The sequence below is a fragment of the Burkholderia sp. AU44665 genome (assembly GCF_030504405.1).
Taxonomy (GTDB): Bacteria; Pseudomonadota; Gammaproteobacteria; order Burkholderiales; family Burkholderiaceae; genus Burkholderia; species Burkholderia semiarida.
Map to the genome: position 1 here is coordinate 24448 of NZ_JAUJRI010000010.1, position 24874 is coordinate 49321.

The 24874-nt window shown below is 70.4% G+C and carries 20 protein-coding genes, 1 pseudogene and 3 riboswitches; of the genes and pseudogenes, 11 read left to right on the plus strand and 10 right to left on the minus strand.

All coding sequences use genetic code 11. The annotated features are described in order from the left end of the window. Nucleotides 1-32 precede the first annotated feature (32 nt). The 3 genes from QZM15_RS20645 to QZM15_RS20655 all read right to left on the minus strand — a co-directional run bounded on the left by QZM15_RS20645 (nt 33) and on the right by QZM15_RS20655 (nt 3736). The gene (locus tag QZM15_RS20645; RefSeq protein WP_099316395.1) at nt 33-410 is read right to left on the minus strand and encodes a cobalamin biosynthesis protein; all 378 of its coding nucleotides are present in this window, start codon (nt 408-410) and stop codon (nt 33-35) included. After that, nucleotides 407-1156 carry a uroporphyrinogen-III C-methyltransferase gene (cobA, locus tag QZM15_RS20650; protein WP_059584328.1) on the minus strand — a complete coding sequence of 250 codons (750 nt, stop codon included), beginning with the start codon at nt 1154-1156 and terminating at the stop codon, nt 407-409. Before cobA ends, QZM15_RS20645 begins: the two co-directional genes overlap by 4 nt. A gap of 169 nt (nt 1157-1325) precedes the next feature. Beyond that, a riboswitch (cobalamin riboswitch) is annotated at nt 1326-1563 on the minus strand. 70 nt (nt 1564-1633) lie between these two features. Continuing rightward, nucleotides 1634-3736, minus strand: coding sequence for a TonB-dependent siderophore receptor (locus QZM15_RS20655; RefSeq protein WP_302107165.1), 2103 nt, complete (start codon nt 3734-3736; stop codon nt 1634-1636). A gap of 187 nt (nt 3737-3923) precedes the next feature. Beyond that, nucleotides 3924-4188: riboswitch (cobalamin riboswitch) on the plus strand. Nucleotides 4189-4513: 325 nt separating this feature from the next. On the opposite strand from QZM15_RS20655, the gene cobW reads away from it, so the two are divergent. The 7 genes from cobW (at nt 4514) to QZM15_RS20690 (ending at nt 12703) form a co-directional block, all read left to right on the plus strand. Beyond that, nucleotides 4514-5602, plus strand: a complete 1089-nt coding sequence (cobW, locus tag QZM15_RS20660) for a cobalamin biosynthesis protein CobW (protein ID WP_226231777.1) — start codon at nt 4514-4516, stop codon at nt 5600-5602. 6 nt (nt 5603-5608) lie between these two features. Then, nucleotides 5609-9418, plus strand: a complete 3810-nt coding sequence (gene cobN / locus QZM15_RS20665; RefSeq protein ID WP_302107166.1) for a cobaltochelatase subunit CobN — start codon at nt 5609-5611, stop codon at nt 9416-9418. Further along, nucleotides 9415-10497: an ATP-binding protein gene (locus tag QZM15_RS20670; protein WP_302107167.1), complete on the plus strand. Its 1083-nt coding sequence runs from the start codon at nt 9415-9417 to the stop codon at nt 10495-10497. The genes cobN and QZM15_RS20670 overlap by 4 nt, the downstream gene beginning before the upstream one ends. Nucleotides 10498-10565: 68 nt before the next feature. Then, nucleotides 10566-11174 carry a VWA domain-containing protein gene (locus QZM15_RS20675; RefSeq protein ID WP_302107168.1) on the plus strand — a complete coding sequence of 203 codons (609 nt, stop codon included), beginning with the start codon at nt 10566-10568 and terminating at the stop codon, nt 11172-11174. 61 nt (nt 11175-11235) lie between these two features. Then, a complete protein-coding gene (locus tag QZM15_RS20680; protein WP_011351963.1) occupies nt 11236-11688 on the plus strand; it encodes a YaiI/YqxD family protein in 453 nt (150 codons plus the stop codon). Nucleotides 11689-11773: 85 nt separating this feature from the next. Next, nucleotides 11774-12346, plus strand: a complete 573-nt coding sequence (locus tag QZM15_RS20685; RefSeq protein WP_302107169.1) for a DUF1993 family protein — start codon at nt 11774-11776, stop codon at nt 12344-12346. A gap of 30 nt (nt 12347-12376) precedes the next feature. Further along, nucleotides 12377-12703, plus strand: a complete 327-nt coding sequence (locus QZM15_RS20690) for a low molecular weight protein tyrosine phosphatase family protein (RefSeq protein WP_059584077.1) — start codon at nt 12377-12379, stop codon at nt 12701-12703. 66 nt (nt 12704-12769) lie between these two features. Here QZM15_RS20690 and QZM15_RS20695 read toward each other — a convergent pair. After that, nucleotides 12770-13034: pseudogene (locus QZM15_RS20695) on the minus strand (NUDIX domain-containing protein); the annotation flags it as partial. Nucleotides 13035-13133: 99 nt separating this feature from the next. Continuing rightward, nucleotides 13134-13394, minus strand: a complete 261-nt coding sequence (locus QZM15_RS20700; protein ID WP_104012143.1) for a hypothetical protein — start codon at nt 13392-13394, stop codon at nt 13134-13136. Nucleotides 13395-13671: 277 nt separating this feature from the next. Here QZM15_RS20700 and QZM15_RS20705 point away from each other — a divergent pair, with 277 nt between their 5' ends. The 4 genes from QZM15_RS20705 (at nt 13672) to QZM15_RS20720 (ending at nt 18280) form a co-directional block, all read left to right on the plus strand. Beyond that, nucleotides 13672-14835 carry a CaiB/BaiF CoA-transferase family protein gene (locus tag QZM15_RS20705; RefSeq protein ID WP_302107170.1) on the plus strand — a complete coding sequence of 388 codons (1164 nt, stop codon included), beginning with the start codon at nt 13672-13674 and terminating at the stop codon, nt 14833-14835. A gap of 135 nt (nt 14836-14970) precedes the next feature. Continuing rightward, complete coding sequence (locus QZM15_RS20710; protein WP_059584070.1) at nt 14971-16272, plus strand: CitMHS family transporter; 1302 nt, start codon at nt 14971-14973, stop codon at nt 16270-16272. 37 nt (nt 16273-16309) lie between these two features. Further along, the gene (locus QZM15_RS20715; protein WP_226290490.1) at nt 16310-17476 is read left to right on the plus strand and encodes an acyl-CoA dehydrogenase family protein; all 1167 of its coding nucleotides are present in this window, start codon (nt 16310-16312) and stop codon (nt 17474-17476) included. A 60-nt stretch (nt 17477-17536) separates the two neighbouring features. Beyond that, nucleotides 17537-18280 (plus strand): IclR family transcriptional regulator, encoded by a 744-nt coding sequence (locus tag QZM15_RS20720; protein WP_104012139.1) that lies wholly within the window; start codon nt 17537-17539, stop codon nt 18278-18280. An 86-nt stretch (nt 18281-18366) separates the two neighbouring features. Here the strand turns inward: QZM15_RS20720 and QZM15_RS20725 are convergent, their stop codons facing one another. From QZM15_RS20725 to cobG, 5 genes are all read right to left on the minus strand, one after another. Next, nucleotides 18367-19722 (minus strand): chitinase, encoded by a 1356-nt coding sequence (locus QZM15_RS20725; RefSeq protein ID WP_302107171.1) that lies wholly within the window; start codon nt 19720-19722, stop codon nt 18367-18369. Between the two features lie 351 nt (nt 19723-20073). Next, nucleotides 20074-21795: a precorrin-3B C(17)-methyltransferase gene (gene cobJ, locus QZM15_RS20730; RefSeq protein WP_302107172.1), complete on the minus strand. Its 1722-nt coding sequence runs from the start codon at nt 21793-21795 to the stop codon at nt 20074-20076. Beyond that, the gene (locus QZM15_RS20735; protein WP_060318548.1) at nt 21792-22526 is read right to left on the minus strand and encodes a precorrin-2 C(20)-methyltransferase; all 735 of its coding nucleotides are present in this window, start codon (nt 22524-22526) and stop codon (nt 21792-21794) included. Before QZM15_RS20735 ends, cobJ begins: the two co-directional genes overlap by 4 nt. Continuing rightward, nucleotides 22523-23149 carry a precorrin-8X methylmutase gene (locus QZM15_RS20740; protein ID WP_059584056.1) on the minus strand — a complete coding sequence of 209 codons (627 nt, stop codon included), beginning with the start codon at nt 23147-23149 and terminating at the stop codon, nt 22523-22525. Before QZM15_RS20740 ends, QZM15_RS20735 begins: the two co-directional genes overlap by 4 nt. Then, entirely contained in the window at nt 23142-24503 is a 1362-nt protein-coding gene (gene cobG, locus QZM15_RS20745; RefSeq protein ID WP_302107225.1) for a precorrin-3B synthase, read from the minus strand. The genes QZM15_RS20740 and cobG overlap by 8 nt, the downstream gene beginning before the upstream one ends. A 106-nt stretch (nt 24504-24609) precedes the next feature. Beyond that, a riboswitch (cobalamin riboswitch) is annotated at nt 24610-24801 on the minus strand. Nucleotides 24802-24874 lie beyond the last annotated feature (73 nt).

Genomic DNA, 24874 nt, shown 5'->3' on the forward strand with positions numbered 1-24874 from the left:
GGAATCGTCCTGTCGAAAGCGAAACAATGGGTTCAAAGCGGGCCGGCGAGCGCGACCGTCACGCCGTCCCGGATGGATTTGGGGCCGAGCAGCCGGCCATGCGGCGCCGCGAGCCGCGCGCACGGCTCGGCCACGCCCGCGACGCCGAAGCGCGCCAGCACTGCGTCGGAAGGACCGCTCGCGGCCAGTTCCGGACGGCTCGCGAGTTGCGCCGCATCGAACGCGACGAGCGGCCAGCCACGGCGCGCGCACAGCGTGCGCAGCGCACGGGCGCGCGCCTTGTCGGCGAGCGTCGCGACGAGCGCTGGTTCGGCGCCCGGATGGCGCGCGAGCGCGGCGCGGATCGCGGCATCGAGTTGCGCGGGCGTGACACCCGCGCGGAAGCCGACGCCGAGCGCGACGCGCATCATGCGCGGCCGCCGAGCGCCGCGCGCACCGCCGGATCGTCGGCGAGCGCGGCTACACGGCCGATCACGACGATCGCCGGCGAACCGATGCCGGTTTCGCCGACGCGCGCGACGAGCGTATCGAGCGTCGCGAGTACGTGGCGCTGTTCGGCGCGCGTGGCGTTCTCGATCGCCGCGCACGGCGTGTCGCCGGGCAGGCCGCCGTCGCGCAGCGCCGCGGCGATCGCGTCGAGCCGGCGGATGCCCATGTAGATCACGATCGTCATGCGGGTGGCCGCGAGCGCGCGCCAGTCGGGCTCGTCGGCGCCCGCGCCGTGGCCCGTGACGAAGATCACGCCTTGCGCGTCGCCGCGGTGCGTGACCGGGATGCCGAGCGCGGCCGGCGCGGCGATGCCGGCCGTGATGCCGTTGACGACTTCCACCGGAAAACCCGCCGCGCCGAGCGCGATCAGTTCCTCGCCGCCGCGGCCGAACACGAACGGATCGCCGCCCTTGAGCCGTGCGACGCTGCGGCCCGCGCGCAGGTGCGCGAGCATCGCGGCGACGATCGTCTCCTGCGGCGTCGACGCATGGCCGCCACGCTTGCCGACGTGCTCGATCGACGCATCGGCACGCGCATGGCGCAACACGTCGGGGTTCACGAGATCGTCGACGAGCAGCACGTCGGCCGCGCCGATCGCGCGTACGGCCTTGAGCGTGAGCAGGTCGGCGTCACCGGGGCCGGCGCCGACGAGCCAGGCGCGGCTCATCGCGCGCGGCACGGCGCGCACCGTGTCGAAACAGTGGAACAGGGCAGGCGGGCGGCGCATCGGCGGCCGGCGGGCAGGCAGTGCATGACGGATCGGGCGAAACCCGCGCGGACGCGGGTGGAATGCGCACCCGATCCGTCCCCCGCGGATCGGGCGTTCGGCGAGCAGTGCGCTCGCCCCTTGCGTCGGCCGGTATCCGGGCTGGCCGCTTGCCAGGCCGCAGCCTTCCCGCCCGGCAGAAGGGCAGTGGCATCGCGGGCGGCCTGGGCGCACGCGCGGCAGAGCGCGTTGCGCGGGCGGCGTACCGTTGCGGGGACAGCACAGGCCGGGCGGATCTTCGCCTCCTGTTTCCCGTTTAACTGCATGCACGGAATGCGCATGCGAGCACCGAACGCGGCGCATACGATAGCACACGCGTGCGCCGCGCGAGCGGCCCCGGCGCGCCCGCTGCGCGGGGCGGCGGCACCATGCACGCGGTCAGAACTTGTACGTCGCCGTCAGCGTGAACGTGCGTGGCGCGCCGGGCATGATCTGCGCGACGCTCGTCGCATTCGCGTAGTAGTCGCGATCAGTCAGGTTGACGGCCGCCAGCGTCACCTCCAGGTCGCGCGTGCGATATCCGGCCTTGCCGTCCCAGCGCACGTAGGCGGGCAGTTCGAGCAGGTTGTCGCGATCGGCGTAGCGCGCACCTTCGTACACGAGCCCGAGTTCGGCGAAAAACCCGCGCAGCGGCGCATGGCCGACGAACAGGCTGCCGTTCGACGCCGACACGCCCGCCGACCGCTTGCCCGCGTACTTCGGTTCGGCGTCGACCACCCGCGCGTGTTGCCAGCCGATGCCGCCGCGGACGAACCAGTCGCCCGTGAGCCGGCCGGCGACGCCCAGTTCCATGCCGCGATTGCGCTCGAGGCCGGTGAGATCGAAGAATCCCGGCCGAACCGGGTCGGCGACGCGGCGGTTGTACAGATCGAGCTGAAACAGCGCGAGCGTCGTGCTCAGCGCGCCGTCGCGCCAGTCGCTTTTCACGCCGATCTCGTATTGACGCGTGTATTGCGGGCCGAGATCGTTGGCGTTGCCGCGCGCGCCGGGCGTGATGCCGATCAGGTCGCCGCCGACCGGCGCGAAGTTCTTGCTGTACGACGCATACAGGCTGTGCGCGCTCACCGGCGACCACACGACGCCGAGCCGCGGGCTCCACGCCGTCGTCGTGCGCCGTGCATGCAGATCGTTCAGCGCGTTGGTCGAATCGACGTCGAAGCGTTCTCCCCGCACGCCACCGAGGAGCTTCCATGCTCGCCCGAAGTCGATGCGATCCTGCGCGAAGATCGCGTAATCGCTGACACGGTGGCGATTCATCGCATACGGACGCGGCGTCGAGCCGGCCAGGGCGAGACGATCCGGTCCGGTGATCGGGACCCGCGCCGCGTCGGCCTGCCAGAGCGTCGGGGCGCGTTTCTGCCAGCCGTATTCGATGCCGAACAGCAGGTGATGCACGCCCGGGCCGGTCGCGACCTTGCCGCCCAGTTCGACGCCGGTCTGCACGTTCAGATGCGTCATGTCCTGCAGGTAGCGCGCCCGTTGCACGCGCCGGTAGTCGCGCGGCTTCGTGACGTAGCTTTGCGTGACGTAGGTGTTGTCGAAAGTGCTGCGCAGATCCAGCACGCCCAGCGTATGGCGCAGTTCCCAGCCGCCATCGAACGCGTGCGTGAAGACCGAGCGCCAGTTCATGTTTTCGTCGCGGATGGTGTCGCGGCCCGCCGCGCCGAAGAAGGTCGCGCGCGGCGCGGACGGTAGCGCGTACGCGACCGGCTTGCCGGCTGCATCGACCGCGGCGACCGACGCCGGCATGCCGCGATCGGGCACGCGCCGGTACGTGTCGTATTCGAACTGCAGCAGCCAGCTTCGCCGCGCGTCCTGCCATTTGATCGACGGCGCGACGTACTGGCGCGTGCCGTCGACGTGGTCGCGGAAGCTGCCCGCGTGTTCGCGTCCGGCATTGAGCCGCACGCTCCATGCGCCCGACAGCATCCGGTTGAGATCGACCGACGCGCCGAGTCGTCCATAACTGCCGGTCGCCGCCGACACATGCCCGAAGTTTTCCGGCAGCGGCTGCTTGGTGATCCGGTTGATGACGCCGCCGCCGCTGCCGCGCCCGTACAGCGCCGCCGCCGGCCCCTTCAGCACTTCGACGCGTTCGATGTTGCCGAGACTGCGCACGTATTGCGCGTCGTCGCGCATGCCGTCGAGCAGCAGGTCGCCCGCGGCGGAAAAGCCGCGAATGCGGAACGAATCGAAGCGCGTGTCCGACGTATTGGACACACCCGGCACGCCGGCCAGCGCGTCGGCCAGCGTGCGGCCGCCATACGACAGCGTTTCCTCGACCGGCACGCTGTCGATCGTTTGCGGGACGTCGCGCGGATCGGTCGCGGTGCGCGTCGCCGTACTCACGCTTTCGGCGCGCGGATCGTTCGGATGACGGCGGCTGCGCACCTCGAGCGCGGGCAGTTCGTCGTCGAACTCGGCCGCCGGGGCAGGGAAGGAGGCAACACCGGCGATCGAGCACAGCGACAGGGCCAGCACAGGAAAGCGCCGCCCGGATATCTGTCGTTTCGACATGGAAATTTAAGGATAACTGAGTGATTGCCTCACATTGCCGTTGCGCTGTGGTTGCGTTGTTATCGGGTGAAGTTTATCTCGCCCAGTTGAAAACGACAATCATTCGCGTTCGCTGCGCACCGCTCGCCTTGACGCTCCCGGCCCCGCCGCCTACACTCGCACGCGTTTTGGTGCTCGCGCGCGCCGCTCCGGCGCACGCAGTTAAACGGGAAACAGGGAGCCTGCCTGCGCCGCAGTCGAGCCAACCTGTGCTGCCCCCGCAACGGTAAGCGAACGCGTCGCGCGCAAGCGCCACGCAGCGCCGCTTCGCCGCATGCCCTGCGCATGCGGACGACCGCCACTGGATGCCGCGCATCCGGGAAGGCGAAGCGGCGTGTTCGTCAGCCCGGATACCGGCCTAAACGTTGGGGTTCAGCGCCGCGGGGAGGCGGCGCATCGTCCACGGCCGCGGCAGGCCCGACGCCCGGTGTTTCCCGCTGTCTCCTCCGATCCGCCGGCGCGCGAACGCGCCCGGCCGGCACGGCGAACGGCGCGATGCGGGCGGGGCAGGCAGCAGCCGTGTTGGCATTCACGATGTCGACCGTTCGCAAGGAAGCACCATGCCCGATTCGTTGTTCCGTCCGTCCCGCGGCTGTCCGGCCGGACTGCGCGGCGACCTTCCCGCGTACCGTCCCGTGAATGGCCGTGCCGCCACCGACGCGACGATCCCGTCCTGATTCCTTCTTCGACACCGGACCTACCATGACCCTACGCAAGCTGCCCGTCACGATCGTCACGGGCTTTCTCGGCAGCGGCAAGACGACGCTGATGCGTCACATCCTGCAGCACGCCGAAGGCCGCCGCATCGCGGTGATCGTCAACGAGTTCGGCGAGCTCGGCATCGACGGCGAAATCCTCAAGGGCTGCGGCATCGGCTGCGACGAGGCCGACGGCGCGCAGGGCGAAGCGTCGGGCCAACTGTACGAACTCGCGAACGGCTGCCTGTGCTGCACCGTGCAGGAAGAGTTCTATCCGGTGATGGAAGCGCTCGTCGAGCGCCGCGCGGACATCGATCACGTGCTGATCGAGACGTCGGGCCTCGCGCTGCCGAAGCCGCTCGTGCAGGCGTTCAACTGGCCGACGATCCGCAACAGCTTCACGGTCGACGCGGTCGTGACCGTCGTCGACGGGCCGGCCGCCGCGAGCGGCCAGTTCGCGGAAAACCCGCAGGCCGTCGACGCGCAGCGCCGCGCCGATCCGAACCTCGACCACGAATCGCCGCTGCACGAACTCTTTGCCGATCAACTGTCGTCCGCCGATCTCGTGATCGTGAACAAGGCCGACCTCGTCGACGACGCCGAATTCGCGCGGATCGAAACCGCGATCCGCGAAGAAATTCCGCCGCAGGTGAAGATCGTGCGTGCGACGCGCGGCGAGCTCGACCTCGCGATGCTGCTCGGCCTCGAATCGGCGTCGGAGGAAACGATCCACCTGCGTCACGACCATCACGGCTCGGCCGACGACGGCGATCACGATCATCATCACGACGATTTCGATTCGGTCGTGGTGTCGGGCGACGCCGGCACGCGCGAAGCGACGATCGCCGCGCTGCAGCGTGTGGTCGAAGCGCACACGATCTATCGCGCGAAAGGCTTCGCCGCGCTGCCCGGCGCGCCGATGCGGCTCGTGATCCAGGGCGTCGGGCGCCGTTTCGACAGCTATTTCGACCGCCGCTGGCAGGACGGCGAAACGCGTGCGAGCCGCTTCGTGCTGATCGGCGAGGATCTCGACGCGGCCGCGCTGCAACGCGCGTTCGACGCCGCATGCGCGGCCGAGCCGCAACAGGCGTAACGCACGATGCATCTGCTGCGCACCACGCCGGGCGGCTTCGTCGACGATACGCAGGGCGTCGTCCGGATCGACCAGCAGCCGGCCGACATCGTGATCCTGAGTTCGGCCGACACGACGCTGTCGCTGCTCGCGAGCGTCGTGCCGCACTTGCCCGAAGGATTTCCGAGCGTGCGGCTCGCGAACGTCACGTTCCTGCGGCAGCCGGCGTCGGTCGATTTCTACGTCGACGACGTGCTGCGTCACGCGAAGACGGTCGTGATCGATCATCTCGGCGGCGAAGCATACTGGCCGTACGGGATCGAGCAGGCCGTGTCGCTCGCGTCGAAGCGCGGGCAGCAGCTCGCGATGTTCTCGGGCGACCTGCAGGAGGATCCGAACCTCGTCGCGAAGAGCACGGTCCGGCCCGACCTGTGCCGGCTGTGGTGGCGCTATCTGCGCGAGGGCGGCGTGCACAACGCCGACGCGCTGCTGCGCAGCATCGCGTTTCACACGCTCGGGTTCGGCGACGAGCCCGAACCGCCGCGCCCGCTGCCGGCCGCCGCGCTGTATCACCCGGCGCGCGACCGCGCGAGCGTCGACGACTGGCGGCCGCGCTGGACGCCCGGCGCACCGGTCGTCGCGATCCTGTTCTATCGCGCGCACTGGCAGGCCGCGAACACGGCCGTGTTCGACGCGCTGGCCGACGCGCTGATCGACGAAGGACTGAATCCGCTGCCGATCGCGGTCACGTCGTTGAAGGACGCGGTGAGCCGCGAGGTCATCACGCAGCTGTGCGACACGCATGGCGTCGCGCTCGTGCTGAATACCACCGCGTTCGCGGCCGGCGCGATCGACAGCCCCGAGCACGACGTGCTCGCGGGCGACGCGCCGGTGCTGCAGGTGATCCTGTCCGGCGGCAATCGCGACGCGTGGCTCGCCGACAGCCAGGGCCTGCACGCCCGCGACATCGCGATGCACATCGCGCTGCCCGAGGTCGACGGGCGCATCGTCACGCGCGCGGTGAGCTTCAAGGGGCTCGCGTATCGTTGCCCGCATACCGAGGTCGATGTCGTGCGCTACCAGCCGGATGCCGAGCGGATCGCGTTCGTCGCGGCGCTCGCGCGCGGCTGGTGCCGGCTGCGCACGCTGGATAACGCCGACAAGCGCATCGCGCTGATTCTCGCGAACTATCCGCAAAGCGAAGGGCGGATCGGCAACGGCGTCGGGCTCGATACGCCTGCCTCCGCGCTGCGCGTGCTCGCGGCGCTGCGCGACGCGGGCTATACCGTGGCCGACCTGCCGCCCGACGGCGACGCGCTGATCGCGCGGCTCACCGAGGGCGTCACCAACGATCCCGCCGTGCGTACGCTGCGTCCCGCCTTTCAGAGTTACGCGCTGGCCGACTACGTCGCGCGGTTCGCGCGGCTGCCGGCCGCCGTGCGCGATGCGCTGAACGAACGGTGGGGGCCGCCCGAAGCCGATCCGACGCTGCGGCAACAGCGTTTCACGATCGCCGGCTGGCGCGCGGGCAACGTGTTCGTCGGCATCCAGCCGTCGCGCTCGCGCGACGAGAACGACTACGCGAGCTACCACGATGCCGACCTCGTGCCGCCGCACGCGTATCTCGCGTTCTATTTCTGGCTGCGCGATGCGTATCGCGTCGACGCCGTCATCCATCTCGGCAAGCACGGCAATCTCGAATGGCTGCCGGGCAAGAGCGTCGCGCTGTCCGACGCGTGCTGGCCCGACCTGACGCTCGGGCCGCTGCCGCACCTGTATCCGTTCATCGTCAACGATCCGGGCGAGGGCAGCCAGGCGAAGCGCCGCGCGCAGGCCGTGATCGTCGATCACCTGATGCCGCCGCTCACGCGCGCGGAAAACTACGGGCCGCTGCAGGATCTCGAACGGCAGGTCGACGAATACTACGAAGCGCTGATGGTCGATGCGCGGCGCGCGAAGCTGCTGCGCAAGACGATCCTCGCGACGATCGCCGAGCATCGTCTGCACGACGAGCTGAGCGTGTCGCCGCCGCGCGATGCGGGCGACGAGGATGCGCTGCTCACGCGGGTCGACGCGTGGCTGTGCGAATTGAAGGAAGCGCAGATTCGCGACGGGCTGCACGTGTTCGGCGCGTCGCCGGTCGAGCGCCAGCGGCGCGACACGCTGCTCGCGCTCGCACGTTTTCCGGTTGGCGACGGCAAGGGCGAACGGGCGGGGCTGATCGGCGCGCTCGCGCGCGATCTTGCGCTCGGCGACGCGTTCGATCCGCTCGCGGCCGACTGGGCCGCGCCGTGGACGGGGCCGCGGCCGGCCATCCTGCAGACGCTCGACGCGTCGCCGTGGCGGCATGCGGGCGATACGCGCGAGCGGCTCGAACGGCTCGCGCAGCACTGGCTGGCCACTGTGTGCGGAACCGCTTCGGAGAATTCCGGTATCGACGTGCCGCCGCCCGGCGAATGGCCGCATACGCTCGCGGTGATCGAGCGCGTGCGGTCGACGCTGTTGCCCGCACTCGACGCGTGCGGCCGCGAGGAAATGCGTCAACTGCTGCGCGGGCTCGACGGGCATTTCGTGCCGCCGGGGCCGAGCGGCTCGCCGTCGCGCGGCCGCCCCGACGTGCTGCCCACGGGCCGCAACTTCTACTCGGTCGATACGCGCGCGGTGCCGACGCAAGCCGCGTGGTCGCTCGGGCTGAAATCCGCGCAGCAACTGATCGAACGCCATCTGCAGGATCACGGCGACTATCCGCGCGCGATCGGGCTGTCGGTGTGGGGGACGGCCACGATGCGCACCGGCGGCGACGACATCGCGCAGGCGTTCGCGCTGATCGGCGTGCGGCCGAAATGGGCGCACGGCAGCCACCGCGTGACCGACTTCGAGATCCTGCCGATCGAGATCTTCGACCGGCCGCGCATCGACGTGACGCTGCGCGTGTCGGGCTTCTTCCGCGACGCGTTTCCGAACCTGATGCATCTGTTCGACGCGGCCGTGCAGGCGGTTGCCGCGCTCGACGAGCCGGAGGAGCTGAACCCGATCCGCGCGCGCATCGAGCGCGAACGCGAGAAGTGGGTCGCGCAGGGCATGGCGCCCGACGACGCGCGGCGCCGCGCCGGCTGGCGCGTGTTCGGCGCGCGGCCGGGCAGTTACGGCGCGGGCCTGCAGGATCTGATCGACCAGCGCCGCTGGCAGACCGACGCCGATCTCGCCGATGCCTACCGTCAATGGGGCGGCCACGCGTACGCGCAGAACAGCGCGGGCGACGCGGCGGCCGACGTGTTCGGCGAGCGGCTCGCGACGATCGACGTCGTCGTGCAGAACCAGGACAGCCGCGAGCACGACATCCTCGATTCGAACGACTACTACCAGTTCCAGGGCGGGATGACGGCGGCCGTGCGCCATCTGTCGGGGCAGCAGCCGAGCATCTATCACGGCGACCATGCGAACCCCGTCGCGCCGAAGATGCGCACGCTGCGCGAGGAAATCGCGCGCGTGATCCGCTCGCGCGTCGTCAACCCGAAATGGCTCGACGGCGTGAAGCGTCACGGCTACAAGGGCGCGGCCGAGCTGGCCGCGACCGTCGACTACCTGTACGGCTATGACGCGACCGCGCGCGTGCTGTCCGATCACCAGTACGCGCTCGTCGCCGACGCGTACCTGTTCGACGACGCCACCCGCGCGTTCCTCGAACGGCACAACCCGAAGGCGCTGCACGGCATCTGCGAACGCTTCGTCGAAGCGATGCAGCGCGGGCTGTGGCAGCAGCCGGGCCCTTATCGCGAGCGGATCGAAGCGGTCTGGCTCGCCAGCGAACAACGCCAGGAAGGAGGACCGCGATGACCGATCCGACGACGCACCGCGCCCGCGCGGTTTTTCCGTTTGCGGCGCTCGTCGCGCAGGACGCATTGCAGCAGGCGCTGTTGCTCGCCGCGATCGACCCGTCGCTCGGCGGCGTGCTCGTCAGCGGCCCGCGCGGCACCGCGAAATCGACGGCCGCGCGCGGCCTCGCGGAGCTGTTGCCGGAAGGGCAGTTCGTCACGCTGCCGCTGTCGGCGAGCGACGAGCAGGTGACGGGCACGCTCGATCTCGCGCATGCGCTCGCCGAAAACGGCGTGCGCTTCCGGCCGGGCCTGCTGGCTCGCGCGCATCTCGGCGTGCTGTACGTCGACGAAGTGAACCTGCTTGCCGACGGGCTCGTCGATACGCTGCTCGACGTCGCCGCGAGCGGCGTGAACATCGTCGAGCGCGATGGCGTGTCGCACGCGCACGACGCGCGATTCGTGCTGGTCGGCACGATGAATCCCGAGGAGGGCGAGCTACGCCCGCAGTTGCTCGACCGCTTCGGGCTGATGGTCGAACTCGAGAACTGCTTCGACGCTGGGCAGCGCGAGCGGATCGTGAAGGCGCGTCTTGCATTCGATCTCGATCCGGACGCGTTTCGCGCGCGTCATGCGGCTGCCCAGCGCGCACTCGCGGACCGGATTCACGCGGCGCGCGCGCGGCTGCCGGCGCTGGATTTCGACGATGCGGTCCATGCACGCGTCAGCGCGCTGTGCATCGATGCGGCCGTCGACGGGTTGCGCGCCGATCTCGTGATGCTGCGCGCCGCGCGCGCGCTGGCCGCGCTGGAGCAGGCCGACGCGGTGACGGTGTCGCACGTGGAGCGCGTGGCCGAAGCCGTCCTGCGGCACCGGCGCCATGCGGAGCCGCCGCATCAGTCGTCGCGCCAGTCGTCGCAACACGGCGGCGAACGCGACGATCGTTCGCCGCCGGATACGCGCCAGCAGCCCGGCGACCGATCGGGCGAAACACAGGCCGGCGCGTCGGCATCGCAGGGTGACTGGGGCTACCTGCCGCCCGAACCGGCCGGGCTGCGCGACGTGAAAGGCGTGGTGCCGCTGCCGCTAAAAAAACGCTGAGCCATCGAGCCGGCGCCGCCGCGAACGCGATTCGCGGTCCTCGATGGCAATCAGGCGCAGCGGCGCGCGTGCCGGGTACGCTGCGTGCCGGCGCGGCCGTCGCGTGGCCGGCGACGCTCGCCGCGAAACGCGGGAGCCCGCTGCGCCGCGACCATCTGCGCTTCGCGAAACGCGCGGGCACGCCGCACGCGCTGCATTGCTTCGTGCTGGATTGTTCGGCGTCGATGCTGTCGCACGAGCGGCTCGCGCTCGCGAAGGGGCTGATCGTCGCGTATTTCGATCAGGCCGCGCGTGAGCGTGCCGAAACCGCGCTGGTCTGCTTCGGCGGCAACGGCGCCGCGCGGCGCTTCGGCCCGGCCGTGCCGCGTTGGTGGAATGCGCGCTGGCTCGAGCCGGTCGACGGCGGCGGCGGCACGCCGCTGGCGGACGGCATCGCGGCCGCCGCGCAGTTGCTCGCCCGCGCGGCGCGCCGCGAGCCGGCCAGGCAGCGCTGGCTGTGGGTGCTGTCCGACGGGCGCGCGCGCGAGATGCCGGCGAGACCCGCGGCAGCCGATCACGTCGTGTTCGTCGACTTCGACGATGCGGCCGTGCGGATCGGGCAAGGCCCGCGGCTTGCCGCGGCGTGGGGCGCGCAGTGGGTGACGGCCGACGCGCTTCGCACGGATCTCGCGGGCTGATGGCCGCCCGGCGGTGCGCTATGATCACCGTTTCCGCTTCTGCTCCCTGGAAACGCCCGCCATGCAAGTATTGGTCGATGCCGACGCGTGTCCCGCCGTCATCAAGGACATGCTGTTTCGCGCCGCGCGTCGTGCCGAAATCTGCGTGACGCTGGTCGCGAACCAGTTTCTGCGCACGCCGCCGTCGCCGTTCATCAAGGCCGTGCAGGTGCCGGCCGGGTTCGACGTGGCCGATGCGCGCATCGTCGAGCTGGTGGAAGCCGGCGACCTCGTGATCACCGCCGACATCCCGCTGGCCGCCGCGGTGCTCGACAAGGGCGCGCATGCGCTCGACCCGCGCGGCAACTGGTTCAGTCGCGAAAACATCGAGGAACGCCTGTCGACGCGCGCGATGATGGACCAGTTGCGCAGCGCGGGCATCGACACGGGCGGCCCGGCGCCATTCAGCGCACGCGACGGCAAGGCATTTGCATCGCAGCTCGACCGTTTTCTGGCGCGGCACGGCAAGCCGTAACGACACGTCGGCGCCCCCGCCGGGATGCAGGTTTGCGCCGACGCTGCTATCGTGTGGCGCGAACCCCCAGCACAGGAGCGCACGCGTGTCACCGACCCAACTTCTCGTTCCGACGTACACCCAGATGCTGCGCGCGCAGTCCGCGTGGCTCGACAAGGCCGTCGCGCACCGGCAAGCCGCGGGCGAGGAAGCCGACGCGGCGATGACGCTGAGGCTGGCGCCCGACATGTATCCGCTCGCCGCCCAGGTGCGTTTCTCGTGTTTCCAGGCGATGGAGCCGGTCCACCGGCTGCGTGGCGAGCCGCTGCCGGCTGCCTTGCTGGCGCTGCGCGAGGCCGGCTGGAACGCCGATGCGCAACCCGGCTCGCCGGCCGACGCGCAGGCGATCATCGCCGGCACGCTCGCCTTTCTCGGGGAACTCGCGCCCGATGCGCTCGACGGCGGCGCGGCGCTGCCGATCTCGCTCGAGCTGCCGAACGGGACCGCGTTCGACATGACGGGCGAACAGTACGCGCGCGACTGGGCGCTGCCGCAGTTCTACTTTCACGCGATCGCCGCGTACGCGATCCTGCGCCATCACGGCGTCGAGCTCGGCAAGGCCGATTACGTGCCGCACATGCTCGCGTACGTGCGACCGGGCACGATTCCGCAAGGCTGAGCGGGCCATCCCGGGGCGGCGCGAAGCGACATGACGCGCGCACTGTTCATCTGCAGCCGCAACCGGCTGCGCAGCCCGACGGCCGAAGCGGTATTCGCCGCGTGGCCGGGCATCGAGACCGATTCCGCGGGCCTCGCGCCCGATGCGGACGCGCGGCTCACCGCCGAGCAGCTCGACTGGGCGGACATCGTGTTCGTGATGGAGCGCGCACACAAGGCGCGACTGTCCGCGCAATTCGGCGCGCATCTGAAGCACCGGAAGATCGTCTGCCTCGACATCCCCGACCGCTACGCGTTCATGCAGCCCGAACTCGTTGCGCTGCTCGAACGCAAGGCCGGCCCGTTCCTGCGCGCGTAATCGCCGCGGTCGGTACCCGAGCCCGGGCCGGCGTCGAGCTCGGCGAAGCGGCTCGCTCGTGCACTCTGAAAAACAGTCGAGCCGCGGCAGTTCGATGATCTTGCGCGTCGGTACGCTCGCCCGAGCGTGTCGAGCCGGTCGACGGTGAATCACATGCAGCGCGCGATCTCGTTGCTCGCGCACAGCGTCAGGTTCGCCGGCACGTCGGCCAGGCCACCAACACGTGACGCAGCTTCGTCAGGCCGCCGAACCGCACCACGTAGTCGAGTGCGAGCCCCTCCAGCCTCGTTTCCTCCGCAAGCTCCCGCTGCGCGGCTTCGAGCGGCGTGTCGTGCGCCGCCCGGCGGCGACGGCATGCAGCCCGCAGCGCCGACGTGACCGGCCGTTCGTGACCGTTCCATGCGCCGCCGTCGCGCCCACGGACGACAGTTCACGCGTGCGTGTAAATCCCGCTGCGCGCGGGTTTCGCCCGGCGCGAATGGCGGCGCTTGTCAACGGCACGCCGGTGATGACGCGACGGCGCGGTGACGTGCCGGCGCGCGGGCGCGGGCCGGGCGGCCGGCCGCGCAGCATGCGGCGCCGCGCCCGGCATCCCGGTTTGTCCTTCGCCGAAGTGGAAAGTCTGGTTCTGCGCGTGCGCGACGCCCAGCGACGACACCAGCACGAGGGCCGCCAGCCACAACCGTTTCATGAATGTTCTGCCTTGTATGGATAGGGATGAAGGTTGCCCGCCAGCTTAGCGAAGCGCAGGGCGCCACCGCAACCGGCGCGCGTTCGGTGTCATCCCCACTTGCACGCGACGGCGTGATCCGGACGGCAAGCGGGTCCATCCGGGCTTGACAACATAATTCGTGAGTGTGAATATAAATTCACACACAAGAATTATTCATCGAATCCGGACTGGCCGCGCGCAAGCGCCGGCCCACCGGAACCGGCAGTCCGATCGACCGGAACCAGGAGCGAGACGCATGGCGGAACACGAGCAGCAGGGCGCGCTGGCAGGATTGCGCATCATCGATCTGTCGCGGGTGTTGGGCGGCCCGTACGCGACCCAGATCCTCGCCGACCACGGCGCGGAGGTGATCAAGGTCGAACCGCCTTCCGGCGACGAGACGCGTACGTGGGGCCCGCCGTTCGACGGCGACACAGCGTCGTACTTCCTCGGCGTGAACCGCAACAAGCTCGGCATCGCGCTCGACCTGACGCAGCCGGCCGATCGCGAGCGGCTGCTCGGGCTGCTCGAACACGCGGACGCGCTGGTCGAGAACTTCAAGATCGGCACGATGGAGCGCTGGGGGCTCGGTTTCGATGCGCTGCACGCGCGGTTTCCGCGCCTCGTTTATTGCCGCGTGTCGGGTTTCGGCGCGGATGGTCCGCTCGGCGGGCTGCCGGGCTATGACGCGGCGGTGCAGGCGCTCGCGGGGCTGATGAGCGTCAACGGCGAAGCCGGCGGCGCACCGTTGCGCGTCGGCGTGCCGATCGTCGATCTCGTCACGGGGCTGAACGCGGCGCTCGGCGTGCTGATGGCGCTGCGCGAGCGCGATGCGAGCGGGCGCGGCCAGTTCGTCGAATCGACGCTGTTCGACTGCGCGCTGTCGATCCTCCATCCGCATACGGCGAACTTCTTCCATTCGGGCCAGGCGCCCGTGCGCACCGGCAACGCGCATCCGAACATCACGCCGTATGACAGCTTTCCGACGGCGGGCGCCGACATCTTCCTGGCGGTCGGCAACAACGGGCAGTTCGCCGCGCTGTGCGACGTGCTCGGCACGCGCGACTGGCTCGACGATCCGCGCTTCGCGGACAACCGCGCGCGCAGCCGTAACCGCGCCGCGCTGCGTACGCTGCTCGAAACGGCGCTGGCCGCGCACGACGGTGCGACGCTCGCCGAGCACCTGATGCGCCGCGGCGTGCCGTGCGCGCCCGTGCTCGGGCTCGACGCGGCGCTCGACCACCCGCATGTCGCGCATCGGCAGATGAAGGTCGAGCTGGGCCGGCATCGCGGCATCGCGTCGCCGATCAAGCTCGGCCGCACGCCGGCCACGTACCGGCGGCCGCCGCCCGCGCTGAACGAACATGCGGCACAGGTGTTTGCGGATGACAACGGCAACGACGACAACCGCCGGACCTGACCGGCCTGGCCGCCGTCGGCCGTGCCGCCTTGCGGCGCACGGCCGCGCGCGCCGGCACACCAACAATTCGGACATCACGCCGGCCCGCGCATCGACACGCACCGACACGCGCACCGGCTGAAGAGGAGACGCATCATGCTCGCATGGATCGGCGCGATCGCCATCGTCGCGCTGTTCGGCCTGATCATCACGAAGCGGCTGTCGCCGCTCGTCGCGCTGATCGTCGTGCCGGTGGCCGCGTCGCTCGCGGCCGGCTTCGGATTGCAGACCGGCAAGTTCGTCGTGCACGGCGTACAGAACATCGGCCCGATCGCCGGGATGTTCGTTTTTGCGATTCTATTTTTCGGTATCCTCACCGATGCGGGGATGCTCGATCCGATCATCGCCGGCGTGCTGCGCGTGATCGGCTGCCATCCGCCGCGCATCGTGATGGGCTCGGCGCTGCTCGCGCTGCTGATCCATCTCGACGGCTCGGGCGCCGTCACGTTTCTCGTCACGCTGCCCGCGATGATGCCGCTCTATACGCGGCTCGGGATGGATCGTCGCATCCTCGCGTGCGTCGCGTCGATGGCGGCCGGCGTCAATTTCCTGCCGTGGGTCGGGCCGATGCTGCGCGCGTCGGCCGCGCTGCACATTCCCGGCTCGGCGATCTTCACGCCGATGATCCCGGTGCAGATCGTCGGGCTCGTGTTCGTATTCGGCACCGCGTACGTGCTCGGCGTGCGCGAGGCGAAGCGGCTCGGGCTCGACCGCGCCGGCGCGGCCGCGCTCGCGATCGCACCGCGCGAGCTGACCGACGCCGAGCGCGCGTTGCGCCGGCCGGGCCGCTTCGGAATCAACGTCGCGCTGACGCTGGTCGTGCTCGTCACGCTGGTGTCGGGCATCGTCGACCCGATGGTGATGTTCATGCTCGGCACGGTCGCCGCGCTCGTGATCAATTATCCGGACGTGCACGCGCAGCGCGAGCGGATCGATGCGCATGCGAAGGCCGCGCTGATGATGGCGAGCGTGCTGCTCGCGGCCGGCGCGTTCACCGGCATCATGTCCGGCACCGGGATGCTGAAGGCGATGGCCGAGGTCGTCGTCGCGCACGTGCCGGTCGAGCACGCGCGCCACATGCCGTTCGTGCTCGGGCTGCTGTCGATGCCGCTCAGCCTGCTGTTCGATCCCGATTCGTTCTACTTCGGCGTGCTGCCGGTGCTCGCGGAGAGCGGCAAGCTGCTCGGCGTGCCACCGATCCAGATGGCGCAGGCCGCGCTGCTCGGCCAGATGACGACGGGTTTCCCGGTGAGCCCGCTCACGCCCGCGACGTTCCTGATCGTCGGCCTGACCGGCGTCGAGCTCGCCGAGCACCAGAAATTCACGATTCCGTTCCTGTTCGCCGCCACCGTGCTGATGGTCTTCGCCGCGGTCGCGACGGGCGTGTTTCCATTGTGAGCGGCGCGGCCGTTCACGCTTGCCGGGAGAGCAGTCCATGCAGTTCGACCTGACCGACGACCAGCGCGCGATCGAAAGCGCGATCGAGAAAATCTGCGAGCGCTTCGGCGACGACTACTGGCTCGAACGCGATCGCGCGGGCGGGTTTCCGGCCGATTTCCACGCGGCGCTCGCCGAGGCCGGCTGGCTCGGCATCGCGATGGATCCGGCCTACGGCGGCGCCGGCCTCGGGATGACCGAGGCGGCGCTGATGATGCGCACGATCAGCGCGTCGGGCGCCGGGCTGTCCGGCGCGTCGGCCGTCCACATGAACATCTTCGGTCTGAATCCGGTGCAGGTGTTCGGCAACGATGCGCAGAAGGCGCGCTTCCTGCCGCCGCTGATCGCCGGGCGCGACAAGGCATGCTTCGCGGTGACCGAACCCGACGCCGGGCTCGACACCACGCACCTGAGCACGCAGGCGCGCCGCGACGGCGATCACTACGTGCTGAGCGGGCGCAAGATCTGGATCTCGACCGCGCAGGTCGCGAACAAGATGCTGATCATCGCGCGCACGACACCGCTCGATCAGGTCGCGAAACCGACCGACGGGCTGAGCCTGTTCTATACCGACCTCGACCGCTCGCGCGTCGAGGTGCGCGAAATCGAGAAGATGGGCCGCAAGGCGGTCGATTCGAACATGCTGTTCATCGACAATCTGCGCGTGCCGCGCGACGACCTGATCGGCAACGAAGGTGACGGCTTCCGCTATCTGCTGCACGGGCTGAACCCCGAACGGATCCTGATCGCCGCCGAGGCGATCGGGCTCGGGCAGGCCGCGCTGCGCCGCGCGACGCAGTATGCGTGCGAGCGCGTGGTGTTCGGCCGGCCGATCGGGCAGAACCAGTCGATCCAGCATCCGCTCGCGCAGGCATGGATGCAGCTCGAGGCCGCGTGGCTGATGGTGATGAAGGCCGCGACACGCTACGACGCAGGCCAGTCGTGCGGCGCGGAGGCGAACGCGGCGAAATACCTCGGCGCGGAAGCGGCGTTCCAGGCGTGCCAGACGGCGATCGCGACGCACGGCGGGATGGGGTACGCGAAGGAATACCATGTCGAGCGCTACCTGCGCGAGTGTATGATTCCGAGGCTCGCGCCCGTGAGTCCGCAACTGATCCTGTGCTACATCGCGGAGAAGGTGCTCGGGCTGCCGAAGTCGTACTGACCGTACCGACCCGGCGGCCCGCCCGGCACGCGGGTTCCCGTTCCGAATCAAGCGCTCGTCATGGACGTCAAACTCGTTGCCCGCACGCTCGACCTGTTCGAGCTGTTCGCCGCCGAACGGCGGCCGCTGCCGCTCACCGAACTCGCGCGCCTGCTCAACGTGCCGGCGTCGAGCTGCCTCGCGATGGCGCGCACGCTCGTGAGCCGCGGCTATCTGTACGAAGTGCGCAAGCGCGGCGGCTACTATCCGACGCGGCGCCTGCAGACGGTCGCCGCCGCGATCGACGCGACCGATCCGGTCGTCGACATCGTGCATCCGCACCTCGTCGCACTGCGCGACGCGAGCCGCGAAACGGCCGTGCTCGGCAAGATCCAGGGCGCGTCGGTCACGTACCTCGACGTCGTCGAATCGGAGCAGGCGATCCGCTATACGCGCCAGCCGGGCGAACTGCGGCCGCTGCATGCGAATTCGATCGGCAAGGCGATCTTCGCGGAACTCGCCGCCGATGCGCAGCAGGCACTCGGCGCGCAACTGCCGTTCGAACGCTTCACCGACGCGACGGTGGCCAACCTGCCGACGCTCGTCGCGCAGACCGCGCGGTTTCGCGAACTCGGGTGGGCGGAGAACTTCGGCGAAAGCGCGCCCGAACTGTCGGCGATCGCGGTCGCGCTGACGCTCGACGGCGACTGGTACGGGCTGTCGATCGTCGGGCCGACCGAGCGGATCCGCCAGCATCGCGACACGCATGCGGCGCTGCTCGTCGACGCGAAGGCGCGGCTGCTGGCCGAGCACGCGCGCGGGTAGGGCGCCGGCTGCGGGCCGTCGCCGGCGTGCGGTCCTGCCACGCCGGGAACGGCCCGCCGCGCGTCACGCGCGAGCGCGCCGCACCGTCACGACTTCACCCACACGCCGCCCGCGCTCGGGTTGTCGCCCTGCGTCCACCATTTCGCGCAATACTTCGCGCCCTGGTACGTCACGCACGTGCCGCCCTGGTACGCGGTCGTCGCCGACCACGCAGGCGTGCCGCCGCCGACCGGCTTCCACACGGCGGCCTGGCCGGGCACGTCGCCCTGCGTCCACCACTGCGCCTGATACGTCGTGCCCTGGTAGGTGACCGTCGCGCCGGCCGTATAGACCTGGCCGGCCGCCCACGGTGCACCCGGCTGAGGCGTGCCGCCGTCCGAGCCGCCGCCGTAGTTCGGGTCCTGCGTGACGCCCGCGCCCCACTTGCCGTCGAGCTTCCTGAAGATCGCCGCGAACGCGTACGGCTGCTGCGCGACGCCCGAGCAGGTCGGCGACGCATACGTGCCGCCGGACGGGCACGCCTGATCGCGGCCGACCGACCAGTTGCCGAAGAAACCGTAGCCGTTCGCGACCGCCGCGTTCAGCACGGTCTGCGCATTCGCGAGCGTGAAGGTTTCGCCCTGCACGTCGTTCACGCCGATCATCGGCGTGACGCCGACCATCTGCCACAGCTGCGCGTTGGTCTTCGGCTGGCCGGCCGACTTGAACGCCGTGTCGAGCTGCGAATACAGCGCCTGCGCGGCGCTGATCGCCGCGGCGCCCATGTCGATGTTCGCGGGGCCGTAATCCATCGCCATCACGTTGACCGCATCGAACGCGGTCTTGTTCGCGATGGCCGCGTTGACGACGTTCACGCCGTCCTGCGTGAGCCCGGTCGGCATCGTCGGCAGCGTCAGCGTCACGTGCAGCGGCTTGCCCTTCGCCGCGTAGTCGGCCTGCAGTTGCGCGACCGCCTGGAAGTTGCGCGCCACCGCCGCCGTATCCTGCTGCGACGCGCCCTCGATGTCGAAATCGACATGCGTGAGGCCGTACGTATCGATCACCGTCTGGTATGCAGTCTTCAGCGCGGGAACCGTCGAGCACGCCTGCATCAGCGGCGTGCCGTTCGCGCCGCCGAACGACACGGCGACTTCGCCGCCTTTCGCGCGGTAGCTCGCGATCGACGTGGACAGCGCGGTCAGCAGGCCGCCGCTCGCGCCGTTGCCGATCGGCTGCACGCCGCCCCACGACGGCACGCAGCCGTTGCCCGCGACCACGAACGCGAGCGTGAACTGCTGGATGCCCTGGCGTACGCCGATCTGGTCGACCAGCGGTGTCGGATAAAGCGTCACGTCGACATACGGTGCATAGACGCCGGCACCGTGCGACACGCTCGCCATCGCGAGCAGACAACCCGCGGCAAACGCACGCGGAACGAAACGCGGCAACACATTGTTGTTCATTCTGTGTTCTCCAAGTGGAAGAGGGATACGCTGGCCTGCGTATCGCCGCCGGCGGGAAAGGCACGTGTCCCGCTGACGGCGTGCCTATCTTGGAGGATTCGCGTCGAATAGGGAATTTAGGTGTTCTTCTTTTTGCTATTCGATTTCCGATACGTAACGAACTTGCCGATTCGTTCGCGTTTCGAAACGCGGGGCGGGCACTTTTTCCGACCGGTCGCGCGACGCAGTGCGCATGGACCGGTTCCAGCGAACCGGCGACGCGCCGGCATGCCGATCGCCGGGGCGCATGCATGCGCATTCACGCGAGCGTCGCCCCGGATGCGGTACGCGCCACGCCGCGCGCAGCCGCGTTCACCGATACCAGCGCGGCGTATAGACCCATTCGCGCGTGTTGCCGATCGCGAAACGCCGTGTCGTCGACGAGCCGACGATCACCATCGTGCGCATGTCGACCTGCTCGCCGCGCAGCGCGCCGAGCGTCGTCGTCGAGAGCGTCGCGCCCGGCCGGCCGATGTCGCGGCCGAGCACGACCACCGTATCGGCCGCGCGATGCGCGCGCACGATATCGAGCGCACGGTCGAGCTGCCACGGCCGCGCGCGCGAGATCGGGTTGTAGAACGCCATCACGAGATCGGCTTGCGCCGCGTGCCGCAGGCGCGTCTCGATCACGTCCCACGGCTTCAGGTTGTCCGACAGCGAGATCGCGCAGAAATCGTGGCCGAGCGGCGCGCCGGCCTGCGCGGCCGTCGCGAGCGACGCGGAGATGCCGGGCTCCACGCGCAGGTCGACCGCGGCCCATTGCGGGTCGCGTGCTTCGTCGAGCGCTTCGAGCACGGCCGCGGCCATCGCGAACACGCCAGGGTCGCCCGACGACACGACCGCGACGCGCCGGCCCTCGGCCGCGAGTTCGAACGCATGGCGCGCGCGCTGCATTTCCTCGCGATTGTCGGTGCCGTGCACGCGCTGGTCCGCCCGAAACGGGCCGGCCATGTTCACGTAGGTCGTGTAGCCGAGGATGTCGGTCGCGTCCGCGAGCGCCGCGCGCGCGGCCGGCGTGAGCCATGCGGCGCCGCCCGGGCCGAGGCCGAGCACCGTCAGGCGGCCGCGTGCGCGGCCGAGCGTGGCCGGATCGACCGGCTGCGATGCGACCGCGCACGCGAGACCGTTCGATGCGTCACGCAGCGTGTGGGTGACACGTAATGCGCGGCCGAGCAGCGTGGCGGCGTCGGCGGGCGCGTCGCGGTCGCGATCGCCATCGCTAGCGACGAAACGCAGCGGCACGTCGAGCGTGCTCGCCGCTTCTTCCAGCGCGGCGTCGCCGATCGCGGACGCCGGCGCGACGATGGCCGCGAGCGCCAGCCGCGCGAGGCCCTGCGCGTCGAGCGCGGCTTCGATACGCACGGCCAGCGCTTGCGCTGCATGCACGGCATCCGCCGCCACGCCGACCACCACGCTGCGCGGATGAATCACGAGTTCGTCGCGCGCGCCGCGCCACGCATCGGGCGTCACGCGAATCGCATGCGCGGCCGCGGCATCGCGCGGCAACGCGACCTCGTCGAGCCACGGCGCGGCGCCGTCGACGCGCGTCGACGCGCCCGCGAGCAGGTCGGACACGAAGCGCTTGCCTTGCGCGAGGTCGGCGAGCGCATAGCCTTCCGGCGGATTGAGCACGCATGCGCCGAAGCGCAGTTCGCCGCTCGTCGTGATCGCCGGCGCGACGCCGACGCATGCGGCGATTTCACGCGCGATCGCGTTGACGCCCGTCAGCCCGCCGAGCAGCGGCACGACGGCCGAGCCGTCCTCCGCGACCGCGAGCACCGGCGGCTCGACGCCCTTGTCGGCGAGCGCGGGCGCGAGGCAGCGGATCACGATGCCGGCCGCGCACAACGCGACGATCGGCAAGCCGCGTGCATAGAGTTCGCGCAGATGCGCGCCGAGTTCGTCGAACGGCACGTCGGCGTCGACGCGCGACGCGAGCCCGTGCACGCGGGCGCCCGGGTAACGCGCCTGGATCCGCCGTGCGGTATCGAGCGCGCCCGCGCCGAGAATCACGATCGCGGGCGGCGTCGTCATCCTTGCCATTTTTCCCCCGGCACGACGAGCAGCGAGAAATACGGCGACGCCATCGGATCGACCTCGTCGAGCGGCACGATGCGCTGGTTCGCCATCGTCGCGCGCTCGACGTACAGCGCGCGCTTCGCGAGCCCGAGTTCGTCGAGCACGCGCCGCACCTTGTCGAAATTGCGGCCGAGCTTCATCACGACGGCCGCGTCGGCCCGCGCGAGCCGCTCGCGCAGTTCGTGCTCGGGCAGCACGCCCGACAGCACCGACAGGCTCTGGTTGCGATAGACGAGCGGCTGGCCGAGCACGGCCGTGCCGCCGAGCATCGCGCACACGCCGGGGATCACCTCGGTGTCGTAGCGCGGCGCGAGGCGGTCGTGCAGATACATGTACGAGCCGTAGAAGAACGGATCGCCTTCGCAGATCACCGCGACGTCGCGGCCCGCATCGAGGTGCGCGGCGACGATGTCGGCCGCGGTGTCGTAGAAATCGGCGATCACCGTCTCGTAGCACAGTGGCGGCGGCAGCGCCTCGGTCGTCACCGGGTAGACGAGCGGCAGTTGCGTCTGCCCGTCGAGCAGGTGCGCCTCGACGATGCCGTACGCGTTGCCTTTCTTGCCTTTCGCGACGAAATACGCGACCACCGGCGCTGCCTGCAGCACGCGCAGCGCCTTGATCGTCATCAGTTCAGGGTCGCCCGGGCCGACGCCGACCCCGAACAGCCGTCCGCGCGCCGTCGTCATTCGACCTCCGTTGCAAGCGCATTGACCGCGGCGGCGGCCATCGCGCTGCCGCCGCGCCGGCCGAGCAGCGCGACGTACGGCACGCCGCGGCTGTCGGCGTCGAGCATCGCCTTCGATTCGGCCGCGCCGATGAAACCGACCGGGAAGCCGAGGATCAGCGCAGGGCGCGGCGCGCCGGCGTCGATCATGTCGAGCAGATGAAACAGCGCGGTCGGCGCATTGCCGATCACGACGACGCTGCCCGCGAGATGCGGGCGCCACAGTTCGAGCGCCGCGGCCGAACGCGTGTTGCCCAGTTGCCGCGCGAGATCGGGCACCTCCGGCTCGCCGAGCGTGCAGATCACGCGATTGGCCGCGGGCAGCCGTGCGCGCGTGATGCCTTCGGCGACCATCCTCGCGTCGCACAGGATCGGCGCGCCGGCCGCGAGCGCGGTACGGCCGGCCGTGCCGGCGCCAGCGGAAAAACGCAGGTCGTACACGATGTCGACCATCCCGCACGCATGGATCACGCGCACCGCGAGTTTCTCGAGATCGGGCGGGATCTGCGACAGGTCGGCCTCGGCGCGGATCGTCGCGAACGACTGGCGGTAGATTTCCTGCCCGTCGCGAATGTAGTCAAGCATCGGTGGTGTCCTGGGTGTGCCGCGCGTCCATGAGTCGGACCGCGGCCTGGTCAATCGTCAGATGGCGCGCGAGCGGGGCGCCGAGGCCCGCGGCCGCGTCGCGCCGGTAAAGGTCGTAGTGCGCGGGCGCCACCGCGACGAGCGTATGCGCGGCGGGGTGCGGCAGCGCGCAGTGGCGTTCGCAACCGGTCAGATGCACGTCGAGCGGATGGCCGAGACGCGCGGCGAGCGCGCGCGCGTCGTGTTTCGTGTCGGCGTGCGCTTTCGCGCAGCCGGCGCTGCCGGCGCACGCGACGAGCGCAGCCAACGGTTCGGACGACGCACACACGAGGCCGAGCGACGCGAGTGCTTCGCGCATCGCAGCCGCACGCGCGTTCGGCACGCCGTGCATGAACACGCCTTGCCACGGCGTCATCGACAGCGTGCCGTCGCCGTCGGCTTCGGCCAGTGCGGCGAGCCGTTCCAGTTGCGCCGCGTCGAGCCGCCCGAGCGCGAATTGCGCGCCGATGCTGCAGCGCGCCGCGTCGCGCGACGGGCGCGCGCCGAAGCGCAACGCGGGGTCGGTGCGCGTGCGCCGCCAGTCGGCAAGCGCCGGATCGGCCGCGAGCGGGAAGGGCAGGTCGTGCTGCGCGCGTTCGAGCAGCGTGCGTTCGTCGCACGTCTCCAGCAACGCGCGCATCCGCGTGACCTCGGCCGGCGCGAGATCGAGGAACGCGCGCAGCAGCGCGCGAACCAGCGCGACGGCCTGATCGGGCGATACGTCGACCGAAGCCGGCCGGTCGCCGCGCGCAACCGGCGGACAGCCGGCCAGCCCCGCCGCGACACGCATCGCGCCGTCGCCGCGACGCCACGCCGCCAGCCAGATGTCGTGCGGATGATCGAGCGCCGCGACCGTTTCGCCGCCGTCGAGCTGGATCGAGAATTTCGGCGACAGTTCGCCGCGACGCGGCTCGCTCGCCAGCATGTCGAGCAGCGACTCGGCGAGCGCGCGGCTATCGACGAGCGCGGCCGGGTCGTGCCCGGCGAGCGGGCTCACCATCACGTTGCGGACGTCGTCGCTCGCCGCGAGCGCGGCTGCATCGAAGGTGGCGTTGTCGGCGCTTGCGCGGGGGCCGAGCCCCGCGTCGAGCAGCGCGTGCGCCAGCGCATCGGCCGCGCCGTCGCGAATGCCGCGCAGCTGGAGATTCGCGCGATTGGTCGCGTCGATCGCACCGGAGCCGTACAGGCGCGCGGCGGCGGCGATCGCGCGCGCCTGGCGCGCGTCGAGCCGGCCGCCCGGCAGCTTGATCCGGCACAGCCCGCCGTCGACGGCCGCGACCACGCGCACGAGCCCCGGGCAGGCCGACGGGCGCACGGCGGGCGACGCAGGGATCGAATCGGGAGCGGAATTCAACGAGATACCGGGACAGTGTGGCGCCGCGGCCAACGCATCGGTACACCCCGCCCGACGCCGACTGGCACGCACGCACTTTCTGGCCGGCAGGTCTCCTGGCTGACAGGTCGGCGCCGGCTCCCGGCCTTCCCGGTGAAACCAGTGGCATGAGGGGGAGATCGGCTCGCTGTCTACAGTTGCGGGGGCAGCCACAGCGGCGCGCGAGGCGCCCTGTGTTCCCTCTTCGGCCCCGAGGGGCACCGGCGAACGAACGGCCGTAGGATACCCGATTTCGGCCGCGATTCGCGACCGGCCGGCCGTTCGCGGCGGGCGAAGCGGGCAACGATCGGGCG

Bases quoted from the DNA above. Each gene is read 5' to 3' on its own strand.
- QZM15_RS20705 (WP_302107170.1), top strand. From the start codon at position 13,672: ATGGCGGAACACGAGCAGCAGGGCGCGCTGGCAGGATTGCGCATCATC.
- cobN (WP_302107166.1), top strand. From the start codon at position 5,609: ATGCATCTGCTGCGCACCACGCCGGGCGGCTTCGTCGACGATACGCAG.
- QZM15_RS20720 (WP_104012139.1), top strand. From the start codon at position 17,537: ATGGACGTCAAACTCGTTGCCCGCACGCTCGACCTGTTCGAGCTGTTC.
- QZM15_RS20670 (WP_302107167.1), top strand. From the start codon at position 9,415: ATGACCGATCCGACGACGCACCGCGCCCGCGCGGTTTTTCCGTTTGCG.
- QZM15_RS20680 (WP_011351963.1), top strand. From the start codon at position 11,236: ATGCAAGTATTGGTCGATGCCGACGCGTGTCCCGCCGTCATCAAGGAC.
- QZM15_RS20740 (WP_059584056.1), bottom strand. From the start codon at position 23,149: ATGCTTGACTACATTCGCGACGGGCAGGAAATCTACCGCCAGTCGTTC.
- QZM15_RS20725 (WP_302107171.1), bottom strand. From the start codon at position 19,722: ATGAACAACAATGTGTTGCCGCGTTTCGTTCCGCGTGCGTTTGCCGCG.
- cobJ (WP_302107172.1), bottom strand. From the start codon at position 21,795: ATGACGACGCCGCCCGCGATCGTGATTCTCGGCGCGGGCGCGCTCGAT.
- QZM15_RS20645 (WP_099316395.1), bottom strand. From the start codon at position 410: ATGATGCGCGTCGCGCTCGGCGTCGGCTTCCGCGCGGGTGTCACGCCC.
- QZM15_RS20715 (WP_226290490.1), top strand. From the start codon at position 16,310: ATGCAGTTCGACCTGACCGACGACCAGCGCGCGATCGAAAGCGCGATC.
- QZM15_RS20700 (WP_104012143.1), bottom strand. From the start codon at position 13,394: ATGAAACGGTTGTGGCTGGCGGCCCTCGTGCTGGTGTCGTCGCTGGGC.
- QZM15_RS20690 (WP_059584077.1), top strand. From the start codon at position 12,377: ATGACGCGCGCACTGTTCATCTGCAGCCGCAACCGGCTGCGCAGCCCG.
- QZM15_RS20710 (WP_059584070.1), top strand. From the start codon at position 14,971: ATGCTCGCATGGATCGGCGCGATCGCCATCGTCGCGCTGTTCGGCCTG.
- cobA (WP_059584328.1), bottom strand. From the start codon at position 1,156: ATGAGCCGCGCCTGGCTCGTCGGCGCCGGCCCCGGTGACGCCGACCTG.
- QZM15_RS20735 (WP_060318548.1), bottom strand. From the start codon at position 22,526: ATGACGACGGCGCGCGGACGGCTGTTCGGGGTCGGCGTCGGCCCGGGC.
- cobW (WP_226231777.1), top strand. From the start codon at position 4,514: ATGACCCTACGCAAGCTGCCCGTCACGATCGTCACGGGCTTTCTCGGC.